Below are 19,223 nucleotides of genomic sequence, written 5' to 3' on the forward strand. Positions count from 1 at the left end.
GCACCCCCCGAAGGTATTTATAGACCAAAGAAGGACAAAGTGATGTCACCTCTTAAGATCAAAAAAGGTGCGAACAGCCATTCCGCCTATAACCTGCGCCCCAATTTTTCGGATGTTCAGGAAACCCACACGCTTGCTGTCATCGTCGACAACGAAGCAGGCGTTCTGGCCCGCGTCATCGGCCTGTTTGCAGGGCGCGGCTACAACATCGAAAGCTTGACCGTGGCGGAGATCGATCATTCCGGCAAGCTCAGCCGGATCACCGTCGTCACCACTGGCACGCCGCAGGCGATCGAGCAGATCAAAGCGCAACTTGGGCGCATCGTGCCCGTGCACCGCGTCAATGATTTGACAGTCGATGGCCCCTCCGTCGAGCGGGAGCTGGCGCTGTTCAAAGTCGAGGGCACCGGCGAGAAGCGCGTCGAAGCGCTGCGACTGGCGGATATTTTCCGCGCCAACGTGGTGGATAGCACTTTGGAAAGTTTCGTGTTCGAGCTGACCGGACCGACGGATAAGATCGACGCCTTTGCCGATCTGATGCGTCCGCTCGGCCTTGCAGAGCTAGCACGCACAGGCGTTGCAGCGCTGTCGCGCGGAGCCTGATGTCAACTCTTGTGGGGGCGCGTCAGCGCGCCGCCGCACCCATTTTACACGCGCGCATTTGCTTGGCTTGATCGAAATCAATCAAAGCGTTGCAGCCTTGCGTGCGATCTTTCTTTTGAACGGTGATCGTATTCTTCACCGCCCGCGCATTTTCGAGCACCGAGCCAAGATCACTACAATAATGCTGGGCTATCCGTTTCGGATTGCGCGCGAAGCGCAGGTTATCCAGTTCCGTCAGATCAAACTGGATCAAATCCCCCTCCCTGAAACGCTCTGCGCTTACGGTTGAGTGAGGCGTTTGACCAAAGAATGCCAACTCGCCATGATCTTCACACCAAATGATCGCTTTACTTTCTGCTTCGGCACTCCAAATTACAACTCCAAGCATAGATCACCTTTCGCTCTGTCCCACATTCAGTATGCCGAGGCTAAAAGAGATATCCACAGATTTTCACGCACCGTTCGCAAGCAATTTGTGACAAGAATACTGCACATTGAATCGCATATGCGTCAAAGGCGATCGCAATTGTATCAATTTTATGAGTATTTACGTGTAAACGAAGACATTACTGAATTTATAAAGATACTAAACATTAGGACGTGCCGGAATGGACCTTCAAAGCAGACCACTCTCGATCCGCGCCGTTTTTTCTCGCAATCTCAAGTTGTTGACCAAAAACCATCCCTCGGTTTCCGAAGTCTGCCGCCAGATCGATATCAACCGAGCGCAATATAATCGCTACCTGAATGGCGACAGTTACCCGCGCCCTGACACGCTTGACCGCATATGCCGTTTCTTCAACACAGACGCCCGCATCCTGACCCAGCCCCTTGAGGAAATACAATCGACGCATCCGGACTTGCTAAGCCATCCCGAGATCGCGGAGTTCACTGCGATCAACGACTCCGCCATCTCGGAAGACTTGTTGCCAAGCGGATTCTACCGCTTCTCGCGTCAGAGCTTTCTCTATCCTGAACAGTTCATTATCGGCCTGCTCTATATCTATCGCCGCGACGGATGGACCTTCATCAAAGGCTCCGAAGCGCGCCAGAGCGTCATGGAGCAAGGCCTGCCCGAAGACCGGCATACGCGCCAATTCAAAGGCTATGCGCTGCGGCTTGAAGACGGTATCGGCGCGATGATTTCGCGGCGCAATGCAATGACCTACACATTCAACTTCATCTCGCCCGTCGCATCGCTCAATCGCAATTTCTGGCATGGCTATGCCGCGCGCACGGTCAACGAGGGTATGAACACGGCGCGCGCGGCGCGGATGGTATATGAATTCCTCGACACCTCGACCGATCTTATCCTGCATACGGCCCGCACTGCGGGGGTCTGCTCTGCCAATGATCTTCCCGCGTTTCACCGCCGGCTTCTGCGCCTTGACGTGCCATTTGCATAGCCCGCCTAGGTCGCAGTGAGAAAAGTCGAGGTCGCAGAACGGCAAACGCACAATCCACAATACCGCTAGCCTTCTCCAAATAATCTGGAGTGCGCTGCAATGACTGCCAACATCACTGATCTATCCGCGGTGCGCCGCCCTGTCGCCGAGGCGCAAGGCCTTCCCAACGCGCACTACATTGATCCCGGAGTTTTCAACGAGGAAAAACACGCGGTGCTGTTTTCCTCATGGGCCGGCCTTGGCGTGACTGCCGACGTGACCGAGCCAGGCGATGCCAAACCGATGACCTTCCTTGGCATGCCGCTGTTGATGGTGCGCGACAAGGGTGGTGCGGTGCGCGTGTTCCAGAACATTTGCCGCCACCGCGGGATGATCCTTGTCGAAGAAGCGCGCAAGATCGAAGGGGCCATTCGCTGCCCCTATCATAGCTGGTGCTATGGCACCGATGGCCGCCTTGTCAGCACGCCGCATGTGGGCGGCCCGGGCCAGAACACCCATAAAAGCATTGATCGCAACCTGCTTGGCCTGATCGAAGTGCGCAGCCATATCTGGCGCGACGTGGTCTGGATCAACGTCGATGGCAACGCCCTGCCCTTCGAGGAAGAAAACGCCGATCTGATCGCGCGTTGGGCCGAGTTCGACAAACCGCTCTATCACGGCGGCGCGGACAGCGCGTTTCAGCTTGAGGTCAAGTGCAACTGGAAGCTCGCCGTCGAGAACTATTGCGAGAGCTACCATTTGCCTTGGGTTCACCCCGGCCTGAACAGCTATTCGCGCCTTGAAGATCACTATCACATTGAAAAGCCTGACGCTTTCTCCGGCCAAGGCACGCTGGTCTATCGCCAGCTCAAGGGAACTCAGGGCGAGGTGTTCGAGGACTTCGAAGGCCTGAGCGAAAAATGGAACGAGGCGGCGGAATATATCACAGCCTATCCAAACGTGCTGCTTGGGGTGCACCGCGATCATGCGTTCGCGATCATTCTCGTGCCCGAATCCGAAGCGCGCACGGTCGAGCACATCCATCTCTATTACGCGACACCGCAAACCGATGACGCCATGCGCGCGGCCAATACGAAACAGTGGAAACTGGTCTTCGAGGAGGACATTTTCGTGGTCGAGGGCATGCAAAAAGGCCGCCACGCGCCGCATTTCGATGGCGGGCGTTTCTCTGCGGTGATGGACAGTCCGACCCATTGCTTCCACGCTTGGGTGGCGGGCAAGATCGAGGCCCATCGCAGCACGGCGCAAGCGGCGCAGTGAGCGATCTGGATGCACGTCTGCTCGCGGCGCACGGGCGCGATGACCGCCCTGCGCTGGTTACGCTCTACAGCGAAGCCGCAGACAGCGCGCGCGATGCGCAGGCCGAGGGCTTTTACCTCACCCACGCCTATATTTTCTCGCTCGAGTTAGGACATCCCGCCGCGCCCGCGCTGCATGCGCGCCTCAAAGCAGCAGGGCGCGAGGAATAAGCGCTAGACGTCCTTGATACGCAGCGCACTGTAGAGGTGCCAGCTGGCATGACCCAGCAGCGGCAGCGTGATCAACAGGCCAAGAAACGCGGGAATCATCGAGAGGATCATGACCGCAGCAATGAAGATGCCCCAGCCCAGCATCGGCAGGAAGTTCTCTGTCACCATCTGGAAACTCGTGATCATCGCGGTCACAAAATCGATCTCGCGCTCAAGCAGCAGTGGCAATGCGAAGACCGTAATCATGAACAGCAAAAGGCAGAAACCGGCCCCGACCGCGCTGCCCACCAGCAACATCATCACCCCGTTGCTGGAAAGCCAAACCTCTAGACTGGTGTGAATATTGGTCATTTGCGACAGACCCAGAAACAGCGCGAAGATCATATGACCGATGAAAAACCAGAGCAGAAAGACGAAAACGATGATCGCGCAGATCGAGGGCAATTGCCGTTTGCTTTGTTGCAGCACGACCCCGAAAATTCCCGGATCATCCATAGCAATCCCCGCCTCGCGCCGCCGGCTCACCTCGTAGAGGCCGACCGCCGCGAACGGGCCAAGCAAGGGAAAGCTGATCGCAGCCAACACCAGCCAGTATGTGGTATGCGTCACATAAGTTATCCACGCGATGAGCAAACCGCCCAGCACATAGACCGCTGCGAAGAAAAGGCCGTATTTGGGCACGGCGCGAAAATCGGCCCAGCCCTTGCGTAAGGCGTCTTTGAAAACGGATCCCCGTACCTGCTCGAACTCAGGCACACCCTCTATTGGCGTCAATGGCATCATGCGGCCCTCCCTGTTCTTATCAGAGCGGGAAAAGCGGCACCGTTCAAGCCTTCAGTGCGTTCAGATCGGGTTTGCGCGCAGCGAAATCATTTGCCTCATGCCAACGCTGCCCGATGCGCAGCAAATTGGCGTCGCTATGGCGCGCGCCGATGACTTGCAGCCCCATGGGCAGGCCCTCTGCGCTAAACCCAGCTGGAATATTGAGGCTGGGCACACCAACAAGACTGACGGGAATCACCACTTCCATCCAGCGATGATACGTGTCCATCTCGCGCCCCGCGATCTGCTTGGGGCTCTCCCATTCGGCGGGAAACGGCCAAAGCTGCGCGCTTGGCATCAAAAGCGCGTCGAACGTGGAAAAGAGCGCGTTCAGCCTGGTGAACCACTGCGTGCGGATCAGGCTGAGCGCATGAATTTCCATCGCACCAAGCGCCATGCCTGTCTCGATCTCCCAGATCGCATCACCTTTGAGCTGCGCACGCGTTTCGGGATTTTCATAAAGCGCGCGCTTGCCGCCCGCATTGGCCCATGCGCGCAGGCCGACCCAAGCCTGCCAGATTTGCTCCGCCGGAAACGGTGCTTCCAGTTTTTCAACATCCGCGCCCATCGCCCCGAATTGTACGATCGCGCGCTCGCAGGTCTCCAGAACGCCCGCCTCCATCGGATAGGCACCGCCCCAATCGCCAAGCCAGCCAAAGCGCATACCCTTGATATCGCCGCCCATTTGCGGACCGCTCGGGGCCTGCGCAAAGCTATGGGGATGGCGCGTGTCCAATCCCGCCTGCACGTCGAGCAGCAGCGCCACATCTTCGGGGGTGCGCGCCATCGGCCCAGCCACGGCAAGCTGGTGGCTAAACATATCGCCCGGCATATCCAGCGGCACGAGACCATAGGTGGGGCGCAGCCCGTAAACGTTGTTCCACGCGCCCGGGTTGCGCAGGCTGCCCATCATGTCAGAGCCATCCGCGATCGACACCATCCCCGTCGCAAGCGCCGCCGCTGCCCCGCCCGACGATCCCCCCGCAGAGCGGCTTGGATCATAGGGATTGCGCGTCAGCCCGTGCACGGGATTGAAGGTGTGGCTGCCAAGGCCGAATTCCGGCGTGTTGGTCTTGCCGATCACAATCGCGCCTGCAGCTCTTATGCGCGCGACCATCAGATCATCTTTCGGCGCGATATTATGGGCGAAAATGGGAGATCCCATAGAGGTCAGTATGCCCTCAACGTCCGCCAAATCCTTGATCGCAATAGGAAGTCCGTGCAGCGGGCCTTTGGGCGCGCCTTGATCGGCCGCGCGCGCCTGTGCCATGCACTCTGCCTCATCGCGCAGCGAAACCACCGCATTTACTGTGCCGTTCACATCGGCGATCCGGTCCAGCGAAGCGCGCATCAGATCTTCTGCGCTGATCTGTTTAGCGGCAATGCCCGCCGCAAGCGCGCAGGCGTTGAGATCAAGCAAATCCGTCATCTTGCGCTGCCCCTCCCAAAGGCTGATCAGTCCTCGCCCTGCGCCTCCGCGCGGCTTTTGCCCGACACATTCAGCGCCAGCGTCGCCCCCATCAGCCCGTCCAGATCGCCGTCAAGCACACCCTTGGTATCGGAGGTCTCATAATTCGTGCGCAAATCCTTGACCATTTGGTAGGGCTGCAACACGTATGAGCGGATTTGATTACCCCAGCCCGCGTCGCCTGCATTCTCATGCACTTCGTTCACCAGCGCAGAGCGCTTGTCGAGTTCAATCTGATACAGCCGCGACTTCAGCGCTTTCATTGCGATATCACGGTTTTGGTGTTGCGATTTCTCCGAGCTTGTCACGACAATCCCAGTGGGCGCATGGGTGATCCGAACAGCCGAATCCGTGGTATTCACGTGCTGCCCACCCGCCCCCGAAGAGCGGTACGTGTCGATGCGGATATCCGAGGGGTTCACCTCGATTTCGATGTTGTCGTCTACCACTGGGTAAACCTTAACGGAGGTAAACGAGGTATGCCGCTTGGCCGCTGAATCGAACGGCGAAATCCGCACGAGGCGATGCACTCCACTTTCCGATTTCAACCAGCCATAGGCGTTAAGGCCGCTGATCTTGTAGGCGGCGGATTTGATCCCCGCCTCCTCGCCCGCGCTCTCGGATTGAAGTTCCACCTTATAGCCGCGCTTTTCGGCCCACCGCACATACATGCGCGCCAGCATCGACGCCCAATCGCAGCTTTCCGTGCCGCCCGCGCCGGAATTGATCTCGAGAAACGTGTCGTTGCCATCCGCTTCGCCGTCCAGCAGCGCCTCTAGCTCTTTGGCTGCCGCCAGCTTGGCCAGCACTTTCAGCGCCTCTTCGGCCTCGCTCACGATTTCGTCGTCCGCTTCCATTTCGCCCATCTCGATCATCTCGACATGATCGGACAACTCTTGCTTGATCGAAGTGTAAACACCCATCGCATCGACCAGCATCTGCCGTTCCTGCATCAGCTTTTGCGCCGCTTCGGGGTCGTTCCAAAGGTCGGGATCCTCAACGCGCGCGTTGAATTCTTCAAGGCGGAACGTGGCCGTTTCCCAATCGAGGCGCTGGCGCAGCAACTCTAGCGATTTTTCGATCTCTTCGACTGTATTCTGGGCATCTGCGCGCATGGGATATCCGTCTCAATGGCTTACCCACGCGTGATAAACCAGCGCAATGGCGCCCACAAGGGCCGCGCGCGCCTTCATCTTGCCAAGGCAACGCGCGCCTCTAGTAAAGACCGCCGGAACTAAGCGTTCCAAAGTTCGCCCTTGGACCCACCACCGCCTTTTTGCCGGTCGACGTGGTCACCTCGCGGGCGACCAGCCCGTCAGGGCGGATCAGGCTGAGGTTGCTGCCCATGGCGAAACCACCATCAAAGGACAGACCGAAAATCGGCTCTTCGCCCTCGCGGAAACACTCGTTTACAACATTGTCGCCAGAGGCCTCGTCCGATAGGCGCGCGCCTGTAAAGCGGTCGATCTTGATGAACTGGCACCCTTCGGGCACGCTAAAGTCGCTCGCCCCGTATTTTTCGGTCGCCTTTTTCATGAACTGGTTGAACACAGGTCCACACATACCGCCGCCCGACGCACCGCGCCCCATGGAGCGCGGCGTGTCATAGCCGATGTAGCAACCCGCAACGATGCGGTTGGTAAAGCCCACGAACCACACGTCTTTCGCGTCATTGGTTGTGCCTGTCTTGCCCGCCGTCGGCACTCCGAGGCTCACAGTCTTGGACGCGGTGCCGCGCTCCACGACGCCGCGCATCATGGACGTCAGCTGATAGGCCGTCACCGCGTTCATCACCCGTTCGCGGTCCGAGACAATACGCGGACTGCGCGTCGGCGCGATCGCGGGATCCGAGCAATCCGTACAAATGCGCGGATCATGCTTATAAACCGTCTTGCCATAGCGGTCCTGCACACGATCCACCAAGGTCGGTTCCACCCGCTCGCCGCCATTGGCGAACATCGCATAGGCCGCGACCATCTTGAACAGCGTGGTTTCCTGCGATCCAAGCGAATTGGCCAGAACCCGCAGGAACGAGCCGTCATCATAGACGCCAAATTTCTCGGCGTAGTTTCCGACCACGTCCATCCCCACCTCTTGCGCGAGGCGAATGGTCATCAGGTTGCGCGACCGCTCGATCCCCGTGCGCAGGGGCGTGGGGCCGTAAAACGTGTTCGATGCGTTCCTGGGACGCCACAATCCTTGCGGCGTATTGATTTCGATCGGCGCGTCCACGACGACCGTCGCAGGCGTATAGCCGCTGTCTAGCGCAGAGGCGTAAACAAAAGGTTTAAAGCTGGAGCCGGGCTGGCGCTGCGCTTGCGTGGCGCGGTTGAACACCGAATGCTGGTAGGAAAAACCACCCTGTATCGCGATAACGCGGCCTGAATTGACATCCATCGCCATGAATCCGCCTTGCACTTCAGGTACTTGGCGCAAGGTCCAGCGAACAAAATCACCCGAAGCGTCTTCTGTCATCTTGCGAACATGCACCACCTCGCCCACGGCGAGCAGATCGCCCGCGACGCGCGCCTTGCGCCCCAGTTTGCCATCGCTCAAGCGTTTGCGCGCCCATTGCACGTCCTTGGCAGGCACCCAGTGCCCGTCTTCATCATTCTCCACGCCCTCGATCCCGAGGCGCGCCTCGTTCGAGCCGACTTCAAGCACGACCGCAGGATGCCACTGGTTTTCAAGATCGATATCACGCGCGACGCGCACGTCGCCCAAGGCCGCACGCCATGCCACTTCAGAGCCAAGGTTTTCCGCAGGAATGCTCTTGCCAGTGCCGCGCCAAATGCCCTGCGCACGGTCATAACGCTCAAGGCCGCGGCGCAGCGCATTGGCCGCTTCCGCCTGCATTTCAGGATCGATCGTCGCGCGCACGGTCAGCCCGCCAGTGAAAAACTCGCCCTCGCCAAAGTCGCGGCTTAACTGGCGGCGGATTTCATCGGTGAAATAATCGCGCGGCGGCAGCGCCGATTTGAAGCTCTCGAAATCACCATTCTGCACTGAGCGCAAAGGCTGCGCCACTTCGCTCTCGAACACGGCTTGGGTGATATAGCCGTTCTCCTTCATTTCCTTGAGCACGAAATCGCGGCGCTGTTTCAGCCGCTCCTTGCGGCGCACGGGATGAAAATCGCTGGGCGCTTTGGGCATAGAGGCAAGAAACGCCGCCTCATGGGGTGCAAGTTCGCCCATGGTTTTGTTGAAATAGGTCTGCGAGGCGGCGGCAAAGCCAAAGCTGTTCTGCCCGAGAAATATCTCGTTCATGTAAAGCTCCAGAATTTGCTCTTTGCTCAGGGTTTCCTCGATCCGCGTGGCGAGGATGATTTCCTTGATCTTGCGCTCTGCGCGGCGCGAGCCATCGAGGAGGAAGTTTTTCATCACCTGCTGCGTGATTGTCGAGGCACCGCGCACATTTTCACCGCGCGAGACAACCGCGTCGCGCAGCGCAGAGGCCATGCCGCGCGTATCATATCCCGCATGTGTGTAGAAATTCTTGTCTTCGGCCGAAATCAACGCCTGTTTCAGAAGGTCGGGAATTTCATTGGCCGGCGCAAACAAACGGCGTTCTTTGGCGAATTCATCGATGATCTGCCCCTCGCCCGAATAGATGCGCGAAATCGTCGGCGGCTTGTACTGCGCGAGACTTTCGTGGCTCGGCAAATCACGCCCATACATCCAGAAAATCGCACCGATGGTCAAAGCGACCATCATGATGCCCATAGTCAACATTGAAAAGATGGAACCGAAAAATGATAATATTGCTCTGAGCACGCGCAGGCCCCCGTTTTTATGTATTCTCTATACGTGCAAGTTGCCCAATGGTCAAAACACAACCCAAGGCCGGATCAGCAGTTTTCAGCGCATTTCACCAATGGCCACTTTGCTCTTTTCATTTTCGTCTCAGCTGCGCATCGGCAGCGTCGCTCATAAGCCATGCGTGAATCCCGTTATGAATACCCGTCACCATTTTTCCGCGCCAATCGGGATCGGTCAGCTTGCTCAGATCATCCTTGCTCGACAAAAATCCGACCTCGATCAGAACCGAGGGAATATCCGCCGCCTTGAGCACGGAAAACCCGGCCGACTGGATCGGGCGTTTATAAGTGTGCCCGACTTCGGTGTTGATGCCGAGAATGATGCCGCGCGCCAGCGCTTCGGAGCGCGGCTTGTTCTCGAGGCGCGCAAGCTCCATGAGGATGGACGCGATTTCATCGTCCTGCCCCGACAAATCGACGCCCGCCAATAGATCGGTGCGATTGTGCCGCTCCGCCAACGCCGCAGAGGCCGCATCGGAGGCGTCTTCGGATAGTGTATAGACCGCCGCGCCATTGGCCTTGCCGCTTGCCAGTGCGTCTGCGTGAAAGGACACGAACAGATCCGCCCCCGCTTCACGCGCGATCTGCACGCGCCGCTCGAGAGAGACGAAGATATCTCCGTCGCGCGTCAAAACCACATCTAAATCACCCGAGCGCAGCAGCGCATCGCGTACTTCTTGCGCCAGCACCAGCATCAACTCGGCCTCGGTGATTCCCCCCGCGCCGGAAGCACCGGGATCAATGCCGCCATGGCCGGGATCCAGCACGACGACGATCTGCCCATCGTTGGATTTCGTGACCGGCGGGCTTTGCACCGCATCGAGCCGCGCCCAATCCGCATCGCGCGGTGCGCCCGAGCGGGCGGCAAATTCACTAGCGCTCGCCGGGAGCAACGACACACTGAGGCGCGCGCGCCCTGCACTCGCGTCCACGCTAAGTGCGGCGAAATCAACCACCTGAGGGCTGGGTAAATCAAGTACGAGGCGCGACCAGCCCGGGCGCACAGCGCCAAAGCGCAGCCCTTTGGCATTTGCCAACCGCATCAGCCGCTTGGGATCGGTTCCGGCAAAATCAACTTCGCGAAAATCCAGCACGAGGCGCGCAGGATCGCTAAGGGTGTAAACGCGGTAGGGCACGCCTTGGGTCAGAACAAGATCAAGCTGATAAGCACCGCCTTTGGTGGTGATCCGGCTGGCGTCCCCGTCAAGGCGCGCAAGTGCACTGAAGCTCTGAGTTTGAGCCTGCGCGGCGCCGCTTGCGCCCAGAATACCGTCTGCGCCCAATGTGAGGGCGAGTGAAAGAAGTACTGCTCTGATCATCGGGCTTTTCCGCCGCTTTTCTGCTGCACCACTATAGCTTGTGACGCGCGCGCGCGGAACCGCTATTTTTCGGGCAACGCAGATGTGATGTCATAGCCATAGAGCCAGTCGAACTGGCGCATCATCAGCCCCGGTGCGATGCGGCTGCCCAGCCCCAGTGCGGCATGCGCAGCAAGGCGAAGCGGGCCACGGCGCAGATGATAGCGCCAGGCATTACCGTTGGCCGCCTCGATCACGCGGCGCGCGCGCGCGTGGCGATGCGTTTGGTAAAGCGCGAGGCGCTGCGCCAGTGGGCCATCGCGCTGCAAGGAAATGCAAAGCGCCCAAGCATCCTCGAGCGCCATATTTGCGCCCTGTGCAAGAAACGGCAACGTAGGATGAGCGGCGTCCCCGATCAGCGCGCAGCTTTTCCCGTGCCAGTTGGTCGCGACGGGATGGCGGAACAGCCCCCAAAGATGCACGTCCTCGACTTGATCGAGCATTGCCTGAACCGCGGGTGCGGCGCCACTGAACGCAGCACGCAAATTGGCGGGGTCATCGCGCTGCGACCAGCCCTCGGCGGCCCAAAGCGCACGTTCCTGTACCGCGACAAGGTTGATCATCGCGCCGCCGCGCAAAGGATAGCTGACAATATGACGGCCCGGTGCCATATGCACCTGTACATCGCCCTCGCGCCCGGTCGCGTTGGGGATCAACGCCCGCCAGGCCACCTGCCCTGTGAACATCGGCGCGCTCTCGCCGTTCAGCGGTGCGCGCAGTTTGCTGTGCAAGCCACCCGCATCAATCACCAGCGCGCTTGAGTGGCTGGCGCCGGTCTTGAAATGGATATGTGCCGGCGGGCCCGGCTCGATCGCGGTAACTTGCTGCAGCAGGCGTATCTGCACCCCTGCCGCCTTGGCTGCGCCGTGCAGCAAATCGATCAAATCGGCGCGGTGCACAAAATGATAGCTTTGCGCCGCGCTCATCCGCGTCAAATCAAGGCGCGCGACCTCGAAATCGCTCTCGGCGCGGCGCAGGCTCACCGCTTGGCCGCGAGACGAACAGGCAGCAAGCGCGCCCCCAAGCCCCAAGGCGCGCAGCACGCACAGCCCGTTAGGGCTGATTTGTAGGCCCGCGCCCACTTCGCTAATCGCTTCGGCCTGCTCGAACAGCGTCACCTTCGCACCGCGCTGCGCAAGCGCACTTGCCGCTGCCAGCCCCGCAACGCCGCCGCCCACCACACTGATTTGCATGTCTGTTATCATAGGCCTCCTTTGCAAAGAAAAACGCCGGAGCGAAAGCCCCGGCGTAAAATTTTCTTTGAGAAGAGCAATACTCTAGTCGTCGCGGTGGACTTTCTCGCGGCGCTCGTGGCGCTCTTGCGCTTCGAGGCTCATCATCGCGATCGGACGTGCATCAAGCCGCTTAAGCGAAATCGGATCGCCGGTGACACTGCAATATCCGAACTCGCCCTCGTCGATACGGCGCAGCGCGCCGTCGATCTTCGCTACAAGCTTACGCTGGCGATCCCGGGTGCGCAATTCAAGCGAGCGATCGGTTTCTTCGCTAGAGCGGTCGATCACGTCAGGAATATTGCGTGTGCCGTCCTGCAAGGTTTCGATCGTGTCGCGCCCGTCAGAGAGCAACTCGTCGCGCCAATCGGTAAGCTTTTTGCGAAAATACTCTGTCTGGCGTTCATTCATAAACGGCTCGTCTTCGGCCGGTCGGTAATCTTCGGGCAGAAAAATCTCAGATTTCATGTCCGCTCCCTCTTTAAAGCCATCTTCCATGAAAAATATCCTTTGGTATATGGCATCCCTACGGGCGACTTACCCCAATGCACTAAGGTTGTCACTACTGAATAAAGGTGCGTTGCGGTGAAAAACACCTCGGGATAAGGTCCGGAAAAGATACACCATTTGACGGGAATTATGATGAAATTCACTGGAACGCAGGACTATGTCGCGACCGACGATCTGACCATTGCGGTAAATGCGGCAGTCACTCTGGAGCGCCCCCTCCTGGTAAAAGGCGAGCCGGGCACGGGCAAAACCGATCTGGCGCGCCAGATCGCCAGCGGCCTTGGCCTACGTATGATCGAGTGGAATATCAAATCCACAACCAAGGCCCAGCAAGGTCTTTACGAGTACGACGCCGTCAGCCGCCTGCGCGACAGTCAACTTGGCGAGGAACGTGTTCATGATGTGGCAAACTATATCCGCAAGGGCAAGTTGTGGGAGGCCTTTGAAGCGGGTGAAAAGGTCGTTCTCTTGATTGATGAAATCGACAAGGCGGATATCGAATTCCCCAATGATCTGCTGCAGGAACTCGACCGGATGGAGTTCTACGTCTATGAGACCGGCGCGACGATCCGTGCCGAAAACCGACCCATCGTGATTATCACGTCCAACAATGAAAAAGAGTTGCCCGATGCGTTTCTGCGCCGCTGCTTCTTTCACTACATCCGCTTTCCCGATCCCGAGACCATGCGCAAGATTGTCGAAGTGCATCACCCGGGGATCAAAGAGGCCTTGCTCAGCACGGCTTTGACCCAGTTCTATGACATTCGCGAGCAGCAGGGCCTCAAGAAAAAGCCCTCAACGTCCGAAGTTCTCGATTGGTTAAAATTGCTGCTGGCCGAAGACCTAAGCCCGGAAGATCTCAAACGTGACGGAGCGAGTGCCTTGCCTAAGTTGCATGGCGCACTTTTGAAAAACGAACAAGATGTGCACTTATTTGAGCGGCTCGCCTTCATGGCCCGGCGCGGCTAGGCGATCACGCCGGCAAAAAATATGCGTCTTTATATGCGCACGGCCTGCCCCTTCCGCTACATCTAGGTGGCAGGCCCGCAACAAATTCCTAAACGTGAACAATCTCCTATAACACCTTGAAATTGTATCGGGTTACTGTCCCCGAGGCAGTTTCTTAATATTGCCACGTTGTTTTCTTAAACCCGACAGGCTGATGGATCAAACTGATCAGACCTTAATGAGTGACAGGGAGTAGAGACTTGCAGGCAATAACCCCGAACTTTCGTTTGGATTGCACACCGACGTTTGCTCGATGCGACATGCCTGCGCGTACTTTTTCATTTAGGTCGATCACCGCCCCAACGGGTGCCTTTGCAACTGGGTGTTTTCACACACATCCACTATCCGCGCCGATCTGCGGAAGAGACGGGGTTTGAAGACCAAAATGCGCCGATTTTTATTGCCTTTCTATCTGGCCCTGTCCGGATGTGTGCCCGTAACGCCAGCCGATATGCCCTCTCGGGCCCAGACCGAGCCGGCAGGGAGCAGCATGCCTGCTGTCAAAGTATTCAACGCGCCGCAACCGACGCCGTCAGTGCGAGCCAATACCGATATTGCCCGCGACTTTCTTGAACTCAGCTTCAATCTGGAAAGCGGTCGCAGCTTGCCGATGCTCACACGCTTTGAAGGGCCGATCACGGTGCGTGTCACCGGCAATCCCTCCTCCGGCCTTGGCAGCGATCTAAACCGCCTGCTGCACCGTCTGCGCACGGAAGCGCGCATAGATATTCGCCAGAACCAGGCAGAGAACGCAAACATAACGATCGAGGCCGTATCGCGTAACGAAATCCGCCAGCTGTTGCCACAGGCCGCCTGTTTCGTTGCGCCCAACGTCTCCAGCCTTGCGCAATATCGCCTCGCGCGGCGCACATCGCTGGTGAACTGGACCAGCCTGACCGAGCGCAAACGCCTGTCTATTTTTCTGCCCAATGACGCCAGCCCGCAAGAAGTGCGCGATTGCCTGCATGAAGAACTCGCACAGGCGCTCGGACCTTTGAACGATCTCTATCGCCTGCCCGATTCTGTTTTCAACGATGATAATGTTCATACGGTCCTGACCGGCTTTGATATGCTGATATTGCGCGCCTACTACGATCCGTCCCTGCGCAATGGTATGAACAAAAACGAAGTTGCCAGCCGGATCGGCGGCATCCTCGCCCGCATCAATCCGCGCGGTGCACAATATGCCCCGCAACGCCTGACGCGCACGCCGCGCACTTGGATCAACTCGATCCAGCGCGCACTTGGCCCCGGTGCCAGCCAGCAAGAACGCCTTGGCGCGGCAAAAGAAGCCATGCAGATAGCCGTCGCTATGGGCTGGAACGATCATCGCCGCGCCTTTAGCCACTATGCCATGGGCCGCCTCAATATGTCGGTTGATCTGAAATCGGCGCGCGAACATTTTGCTATCGCTGCCCGTCTATATGGGCAAAACCCCTCGACACGCCTGCATGCCGCATACGCCGCATCGCAATTGGCCTCGTTCTATATTGCTGAGGGCGACGGCACCTCTGCACTTCAGCAAATAGGACCGCATCTGGACACAGCCGCACGTTACGAAAACGCAGCCTTGCTCTCGACACTCATGCTGCAACGCGCGGAAGCGCTTGATCTGGTCGGCCGTTCTTCCGAAGCGCGCACCATTCGTATGGACAGTCTTGGATGGGCGCGATACGGGTTTGGCCCAGACTGGGCAGTGCGGGCCAAATTGCGAGAGATCTCTTCGCTCAGCCCGCTGAAAAGAGGACGTGGGTAGCAAATGATCTTCACTATCGCAGGGCTGCTAGGTGCAGTGCTCGGTGCGTTTCGCGCCAAAAAACGCGGCGGCAACTGGGCGGATATCGCCCAATTTGCAGTCGGCCATGCCATCGCCTTTGCGCTGATCGGCTTCATCCTTACGTTGATCGTGCACCGCATGGCGGTCTAGGGGATGTTCCTGCCGTTCTTCGACAACCTGCGCAGCAGCGGCCTTCCGGTGTCGTTGCGCGAATTCCTATCCTTTCTGGAGGGGGTCAAACGCGGCCTTGCGACCTATGATATCGAAGCGTTCTACTACCTAGCGCGCACTTCGATGGTCAAAGACGAGCGCAACATCGACAAGTTCGACCGCGCCTTTTCCGCGACATTCAAAGGCCTCGAGGCGATCAGCACCGAAGAAATGCTAAGCGCGGTCGAGTTGCCCGAAGAGTGGCTGCGCAAAATGGTCGAAAAACATCTCAGCGAAGAAGAAAAAGCCGAAATAGAGGCGCTTGGCGGCTTTGAAAAACTGATGGAGACGCTGAAAGAGCGCTTGAAAGAACAAGAAGGACGCCATCAGGGCGGCAATAAATGGATCGGCACCGGCGGCACCTCACCTTTCGGGGCCTATGGCTACAATCCCGAAGGCATCCGCATCGGCCAAAACGAGAGCCGCCATCAACGTGCGGTCAAGGTCTGGGACAAGCGCGAGTTCAAGAACCTTGACGACAGTGTCGAGCTTGGGACGCGCAACATCAAAGTTGCGCTGAAACGCTTGCGCCGCTGGGCGCGCGACGGTGCCACCGAAGAGCTTGATCTGAACGGCACCATTCGCGCCACCGCCGAACAAGGCTATCTCGACGTCAAAACTCGCCCCGAGCGGCGCAATGCGGTCAAGGTTTTGCTTTTCCTCGATGTGGGCGGTTCGATGGATCCGCATATCAAAGTCGTCGAGGAGCTATTCTCAGCCGCGCGCGCCGAGTCCAAGCATCTGGAATACTTCTATTTCCACAATTGCCTCTACGAGGGGCTGTGGCGCGACAATCGCCGCCGCTGGGAGGCGCAAATCCCGACCCATGAGGTGTTGCGCACCTATGGCTCTGATTACAAATGTATTTTCGTCGGCGATGCCTCGATGAGCCCGTATGAAATCGCCTATGTCGGCGGCGCGAACGAGCATTATAACCCCGAGAGCGGCGAGACATGGTTGCGCCGCGCCCGGGAGCAGTGGAAGAGCAATCTGTGGATCAACCCCCTGCCCGAAAAGCACTGGGGCTACACCCATTCGATCAAGATGATCAGCCAGATTTTCGACGATCAAATGGTACCCATGACCCTTTCGGGTCTGGAGCGCGGCATGAAAGAGCTGACCCGCTAAGCGTTAGGCAGGGCGCGGCGCATCGCGCTCGCCGCGATCAAATGCTTCCCAGCCCTCGCCCTTGAACACATCCACCCCGAGCTGCGCCAGAACATGTGGAAAATCGACCATCACGTAGTTGTCGACAATCTTGCCATCAACCACTTTCCAGAAATCCATATAGCGGATTTCGACTTTCTTGCCCGTTGGCGCAACTCCCATGAATTCACCGGAATGCGTGGCCTCTTGGCGTCCGAAAGCTGCGGCCCACTCGCCCATGTAGAGGCGCGCCTCGTCGATGCAGACCTTGTCGGAAAACGCCGCCTGAAACGGGCGTTGCCAATTGTCCTGAAATTCGCGCAAACCCGTCTTTGTGCCGCAGCCGAAATTACCGAACCAGCGAAAACTCTCGGCAAAGAAACTGCCTATATCGTCGATGCGATGATCGTTCAGACCATCAACCATTCCCTCGATCACCGCGCGCGTGTCCGCGGTCTTGCTCATATCCGTCTCGCGGCTCAAAGCCGCTTGCTCGGGGCGTGCACCTGCCATGTTTTTCTCCCGTTTGGTTTGCGTTTTAATCACAGTAAATGACGCACGCCGCAAGCCTCAGGCAGGTTTTTCTAGCGGGCTCTAAACCGGCATGTTGTCGAATAGGGCTTCGATTTCCGCGTCGCGATCTGCCTTGCTGTAGCTACGCGCCGGCGTGCTCTGCTCAAGCGCGCGTCGCAGCGCTTCAAGCTGCGCCTCCAGACCTGCGCGCGCCTCCTTCGGGCTCGCTTCGATTCTCATTTGCAAGATATCCAGTTCTTGTTTGTTCAATGCGTTTTGCATGACATCCTCCTATTTCCCTCAAGATTAACGATAAGCAGGTTAACAAAAGGTTGCCTTGATACATCTCAAGTCGCATATATTTTCTTGAACAACCGCGCGCGGCTCCGCGCCGCCGCTGGACCAAAGCCCCAACGCAGAGTAAAGACACCCTATGGATATCCGAGCAATCACCCCGACTTACGCCGTCTCGCCGCAGATCGATCCCGCAGACTTTCCCGAAATCGCAGCTGCCGGCTTCAAAGCCGTGATATGCAATCGCCCCGACGCAGAAAATCCACCGCAATTGCACGCTGATACGCTGGCCAAAGCGGCTGCGGACGCGGGCTTGAGATTTGAAATTCTGCCCTTGACCCATCAAACAATGACGCCCGAAAATATTGCACGCCAAAGCAGCATCATCGCCGATGCCGGTGGGCCTGTGCTGGCCTATTGCGCGTCCGGCACGCGCTCCTGCGTGATTTGGGCGCTCTCGCAATCGGGTGTTCAAGGCGCAGATGCGATTCTGGAGCAAGCGGCGAAAGCGGGCTACGATCTGTCGGGCATGCGCAGCGCTTTGGCCGAATAACCCAGCGGTTCCTGAAAACCACACGATTAGCCACGGTTTCATGGTGCGCTTTACCGCGCGCCAGCCTCTAGGCCTTATCGGCGTCCAGCAGCGCGTCCAGCTCATTCATTGGCTCGGCTGGCGTTTGCACGGCCTCGCCGGGGTGAGGCTTATGTTGCGGTGCACTTGCAGCGACTGCGTCCTTTGGTGGAGCGGTAATTACGCCGTGCCCATTTTCCACCTGTGTTTGATCAGGCAAGTTTGGCGCAAGGCGCACCGCACGCATGCCGTGCAATTGTCCAAGGCTGACAGGCAAGGACGTTTTCCCAAGCTTGTCCTGTAACCGCGCTTGTTGCGCCGCATTTTGAGGCAAAGGCACCAGTTGCCCCAACTTTAGCGTACTCAGTTGTGAAAGCGGCATGGTGATTTTGCACATGATCGCATCCATTTCCACGCGCGCCGCGAGGGCCGCGCTGCGTAGCTTCGGGCTCGCCCGATCTGGTTCCAGCTTGGCCATTTTACCTGCACGTGGCACACTTTCGCGCACTGGATCTTTTATCGGCAGGAAAAACCGGATCGCACCCGTACGCGCGACATCGACAATTTCACAGGTCATTTCAAACCCGCGATATTCGCTCGCATCGAGTAACAGAACCATCAAATGCCGCGTTTCCACCGCATCCTGCGTGCGATAGCCGCGTGTCCAGTAAGCGGTCGGCGCATCAACAAGCGCATCATCAAACAAGCGCATAAAGCGGTCCAGAAAGGCCATCGACAGTGCCTTGTCGGTACGCGTCAGTTTGCGCACCATTGCTTCCTTTTTGGCGACCCTACCAAGGGTCTGCTGCTCTACAAAAGCGATGTTGCAGGGCGGATCGATGCAGATCACACCGACCGAGCCATCATCGTGAAGCAAGGGAAACAAGGCCCAGTCGTCGTGGATTTGATCGACCACTTCAGACAGATCAAGGCGGCTTTGACGTATCGCCCCGACGCGAAGCGCAAGTTTAAAGGCCTGATCCGCTGCACGTGCAAGGCTTATGCGTGCAGCTTTCAC

At 58.2% G+C, this 19,223-nt stretch carries 20 protein-coding genes; 9 read left to right on the top strand and 11 right to left on the bottom strand.

The annotated features are described in order from the left end of the window. Positions 1–42 precede the first annotated feature (42 nt). The gene (gene ilvN / locus B9P63_RS12285; RefSeq protein WP_085309145.1) at positions 43–603 is read left to right on the top strand and encodes an acetolactate synthase small subunit; all 561 of its coding nucleotides are present in this window, start codon (positions 43–45) and stop codon (positions 601–603) included. A gap of 22 nt (positions 604–625) precedes the next feature. Here the strand turns inward: ilvN and B9P63_RS12290 are convergent, their stop codons facing one another. Continuing rightward, positions 626–991 carry a hypothetical protein gene (locus tag B9P63_RS12290; RefSeq protein ID WP_085309147.1) on the bottom strand — a complete coding sequence of 122 codons (366 nt, stop codon included), beginning with the start codon at positions 989–991 and terminating at the stop codon, positions 626–628. A 220-nt stretch (positions 992–1,211) separates the two neighbouring features. On the opposite strand from B9P63_RS12290, the gene B9P63_RS12295 reads away from it, so the two are divergent. The 3 genes from B9P63_RS12295 to B9P63_RS12305 all read left to right on the top strand — a co-directional run bounded on the left by B9P63_RS12295 (position 1,212) and on the right by B9P63_RS12305 (position 3,478). Beyond that, entirely contained in the window at positions 1,212–2,009 is a 798-nt protein-coding gene (locus tag B9P63_RS12295) for a helix-turn-helix domain-containing protein (protein WP_085309149.1), read from the top strand. A 99-nt stretch (positions 2,010–2,108) separates the two neighbouring features. Further along, the gene (locus tag B9P63_RS12300) at positions 2,109–3,269 is read left to right on the top strand and encodes an aromatic ring-hydroxylating oxygenase subunit alpha (protein WP_085309151.1); all 1,161 of its coding nucleotides are present in this window, start codon (positions 2,109–2,111) and stop codon (positions 3,267–3,269) included. Next, positions 3,266–3,478: a hypothetical protein gene (locus tag B9P63_RS12305; protein ID WP_085309153.1), complete on the top strand. Its 213-nt coding sequence runs from the start codon at positions 3,266–3,268 to the stop codon at positions 3,476–3,478. The genes B9P63_RS12300 and B9P63_RS12305 overlap by 4 nt, the downstream gene beginning before the upstream one ends. A gap of 3 nt (positions 3,479–3,481) precedes the next feature. On the opposite strand, the gene B9P63_RS12310 is transcribed toward B9P63_RS12305, so the two are convergent. The 7 genes from B9P63_RS12310 to dksA form a co-directional block, all read right to left on the bottom strand. Next, entirely contained in the window at positions 3,482–4,258 is a 777-nt protein-coding gene (locus B9P63_RS12310; RefSeq protein ID WP_085309269.1) for a DUF2189 domain-containing protein, read from the bottom strand. A gap of 46 nt (positions 4,259–4,304) precedes the next feature. Next, positions 4,305–5,729, bottom strand: a complete 1,425-nt coding sequence (locus B9P63_RS12315; protein ID WP_085309155.1) for an amidase — start codon at positions 5,727–5,729, stop codon at positions 4,305–4,307. A 26-nt stretch (positions 5,730–5,755) separates the two neighbouring features. Beyond that, positions 5,756–6,883 (bottom strand): peptide chain release factor 2, encoded by a 1,128-nt coding sequence (prfB, locus tag B9P63_RS12320; protein WP_085309156.1) that lies wholly within the window; start codon positions 6,881–6,883, stop codon positions 5,756–5,758. Between the two features lie 100 nt (positions 6,884–6,983). Continuing rightward, complete coding sequence (locus B9P63_RS12325; protein ID WP_085309158.1) at positions 6,984–9,542, bottom strand: penicillin-binding protein 1A; 2,559 nt, start codon at positions 9,540–9,542, stop codon at positions 6,984–6,986. 118 nt (positions 9,543–9,660) lie between these two features. Beyond that, complete coding sequence (locus B9P63_RS12330; protein ID WP_085309160.1) at positions 9,661–10,905, bottom strand: N-acetylmuramoyl-L-alanine amidase; 1,245 nt, start codon at positions 10,903–10,905, stop codon at positions 9,661–9,663. A gap of 62 nt (positions 10,906–10,967) precedes the next feature. Next, entirely contained in the window at positions 10,968–12,149 is a 1,182-nt protein-coding gene (locus B9P63_RS12335; protein ID WP_085309162.1) for an FAD-dependent monooxygenase, read from the bottom strand. 72 nt (positions 12,150–12,221) lie between these two features. Beyond that, positions 12,222–12,644 (bottom strand): RNA polymerase-binding protein DksA, encoded by a 423-nt coding sequence (dksA, locus tag B9P63_RS12340; RefSeq protein WP_085309271.1) that lies wholly within the window; start codon positions 12,642–12,644, stop codon positions 12,222–12,224. A 174-nt stretch (positions 12,645–12,818) separates the two neighbouring features. On the opposite strand from dksA, the gene B9P63_RS12345 reads away from it, so the two are divergent. The 4 genes from B9P63_RS12345 to B9P63_RS12355 all read left to right on the top strand — a co-directional run bounded on the left by B9P63_RS12345 (position 12,819) and on the right by B9P63_RS12355 (position 16,809). Continuing rightward, positions 12,819–13,655 (top strand): AAA family ATPase, encoded by an 837-nt coding sequence (locus B9P63_RS12345; protein ID WP_085309273.1) that lies wholly within the window; start codon positions 12,819–12,821, stop codon positions 13,653–13,655. 424 nt (positions 13,656–14,079) lie between these two features. Beyond that, positions 14,080–15,450, top strand: a complete 1,371-nt coding sequence (locus B9P63_RS12350) for a DUF2927 domain-containing protein (protein WP_085309164.1) — start codon at positions 14,080–14,082, stop codon at positions 15,448–15,450. Positions 15,451–15,453: 3 nt separating this feature from the next. Beyond that, positions 15,454–15,621 carry a hypothetical protein gene (locus tag B9P63_RS19240; RefSeq protein ID WP_176219153.1) on the top strand — a complete coding sequence of 56 codons (168 nt, stop codon included), beginning with the start codon at positions 15,454–15,456 and terminating at the stop codon, positions 15,619–15,621. Positions 15,622–15,624: 3 nt separating this feature from the next. Next, complete coding sequence (locus B9P63_RS12355; RefSeq protein WP_085309166.1) at positions 15,625–16,809, top strand: vWA domain-containing protein; 1,185 nt, start codon at positions 15,625–15,627, stop codon at positions 16,807–16,809. A gap of 3 nt (positions 16,810–16,812) precedes the next feature. On the opposite strand, the gene B9P63_RS12360 is transcribed toward B9P63_RS12355, so the two are convergent. Beyond that, complete coding sequence (locus tag B9P63_RS12360; protein ID WP_085309275.1) at positions 16,813–17,340, bottom strand: ester cyclase; 528 nt, start codon at positions 17,338–17,340, stop codon at positions 16,813–16,815. Between the two features lie 81 nt (positions 17,341–17,421). Further along, positions 17,422–17,622: a hypothetical protein gene (locus B9P63_RS12365; RefSeq protein ID WP_085309168.1), complete on the bottom strand. Its 201-nt coding sequence runs from the start codon at positions 17,620–17,622 to the stop codon at positions 17,422–17,424. Positions 17,623–17,773: 151 nt separating this feature from the next. On the opposite strand from B9P63_RS12365, the gene B9P63_RS12370 reads away from it, so the two are divergent. Further along, a complete protein-coding gene (locus B9P63_RS12370) occupies positions 17,774–18,187 on the top strand; it encodes a protein tyrosine phosphatase family protein (protein WP_085309170.1) in 414 nt (137 codons plus the stop codon). A 67-nt stretch (positions 18,188–18,254) separates the two neighbouring features. Here B9P63_RS12370 and B9P63_RS12375 read toward each other — a convergent pair whose 3' ends face one another. After that, positions 18,255–19,223, bottom strand: a complete 969-nt coding sequence (locus tag B9P63_RS12375) for a hypothetical protein (RefSeq protein ID WP_139816258.1) — start codon at positions 19,221–19,223, stop codon at positions 18,255–18,257.

Origin of the sequence: Planktotalea arctica (assembly GCF_002105285.1) — a bacterium.
GTDB lineage: Bacteria > Pseudomonadota > Alphaproteobacteria > Rhodobacterales > Rhodobacteraceae > Planktotalea > Planktotalea arctica.

Coding starts and splice junctions, on each gene's coding strand:
- ilvN (WP_085309145.1), top strand. CDS start 43: ATGTCACCTCTTAAGATCAAAAAAGGTGCGAACAGCCATTCCGCCTAT.
- B9P63_RS12290 (WP_085309147.1), bottom strand. CDS start 991: ATGCTTGGAGTTGTAATTTGGAGTGCCGAAGCAGAAAGTAAAGCGATC.
- B9P63_RS12295 (WP_085309149.1), top strand. CDS start 1,212: ATGGACCTTCAAAGCAGACCACTCTCGATCCGCGCCGTTTTTTCTCGC.
- B9P63_RS12300 (WP_085309151.1), top strand. CDS start 2,109: ATGACTGCCAACATCACTGATCTATCCGCGGTGCGCCGCCCTGTCGCC.
- B9P63_RS12310 (WP_085309269.1), bottom strand. CDS start 4,258: ATGCCATTGACGCCAATAGAGGGTGTGCCTGAGTTCGAGCAGGTACGG.
- B9P63_RS12315 (WP_085309155.1), bottom strand. CDS start 5,729: ATGACGGATTTGCTTGATCTCAACGCCTGCGCGCTTGCGGCGGGCATT.
- prfB (WP_085309156.1), bottom strand. CDS start 6,883: ATGCGCGCAGATGCCCAGAATACAGTCGAAGAGATCGAAAAATCGCTA.
- B9P63_RS12330 (WP_085309160.1), bottom strand. CDS start 10,905: ATGATCAGAGCAGTACTTCTTTCACTCGCCCTCACATTGGGCGCAGAC.
- B9P63_RS12335 (WP_085309162.1), bottom strand. CDS start 12,149: ATGATAACAGACATGCAAATCAGTGTGGTGGGCGGCGGCGTTGCGGGG.
- dksA (WP_085309271.1), bottom strand. CDS start 12,644: ATGAAATCTGAGATTTTTCTGCCCGAAGATTACCGACCGGCCGAAGAC.
- B9P63_RS12345 (WP_085309273.1), top strand. CDS start 12,819: ATGAAATTCACTGGAACGCAGGACTATGTCGCGACCGACGATCTGACC.
- B9P63_RS12350 (WP_085309164.1), top strand. CDS start 14,080: ATGCGCCGATTTTTATTGCCTTTCTATCTGGCCCTGTCCGGATGTGTG.
- B9P63_RS19240 (WP_176219153.1), top strand. CDS start 15,454: ATGATCTTCACTATCGCAGGGCTGCTAGGTGCAGTGCTCGGTGCGTTT.
- B9P63_RS12355 (WP_085309166.1), top strand. CDS start 15,625: ATGTTCCTGCCGTTCTTCGACAACCTGCGCAGCAGCGGCCTTCCGGTG.
- B9P63_RS12360 (WP_085309275.1), bottom strand. CDS start 17,340: ATGGCAGGTGCACGCCCCGAGCAAGCGGCTTTGAGCCGCGAGACGGAT.
- B9P63_RS12365 (WP_085309168.1), bottom strand. CDS start 17,622: ATGCAAAACGCATTGAACAAACAAGAACTGGATATCTTGCAAATGAGA.
- B9P63_RS12370 (WP_085309170.1), top strand. CDS start 17,774: ATGGATATCCGAGCAATCACCCCGACTTACGCCGTCTCGCCGCAGATC.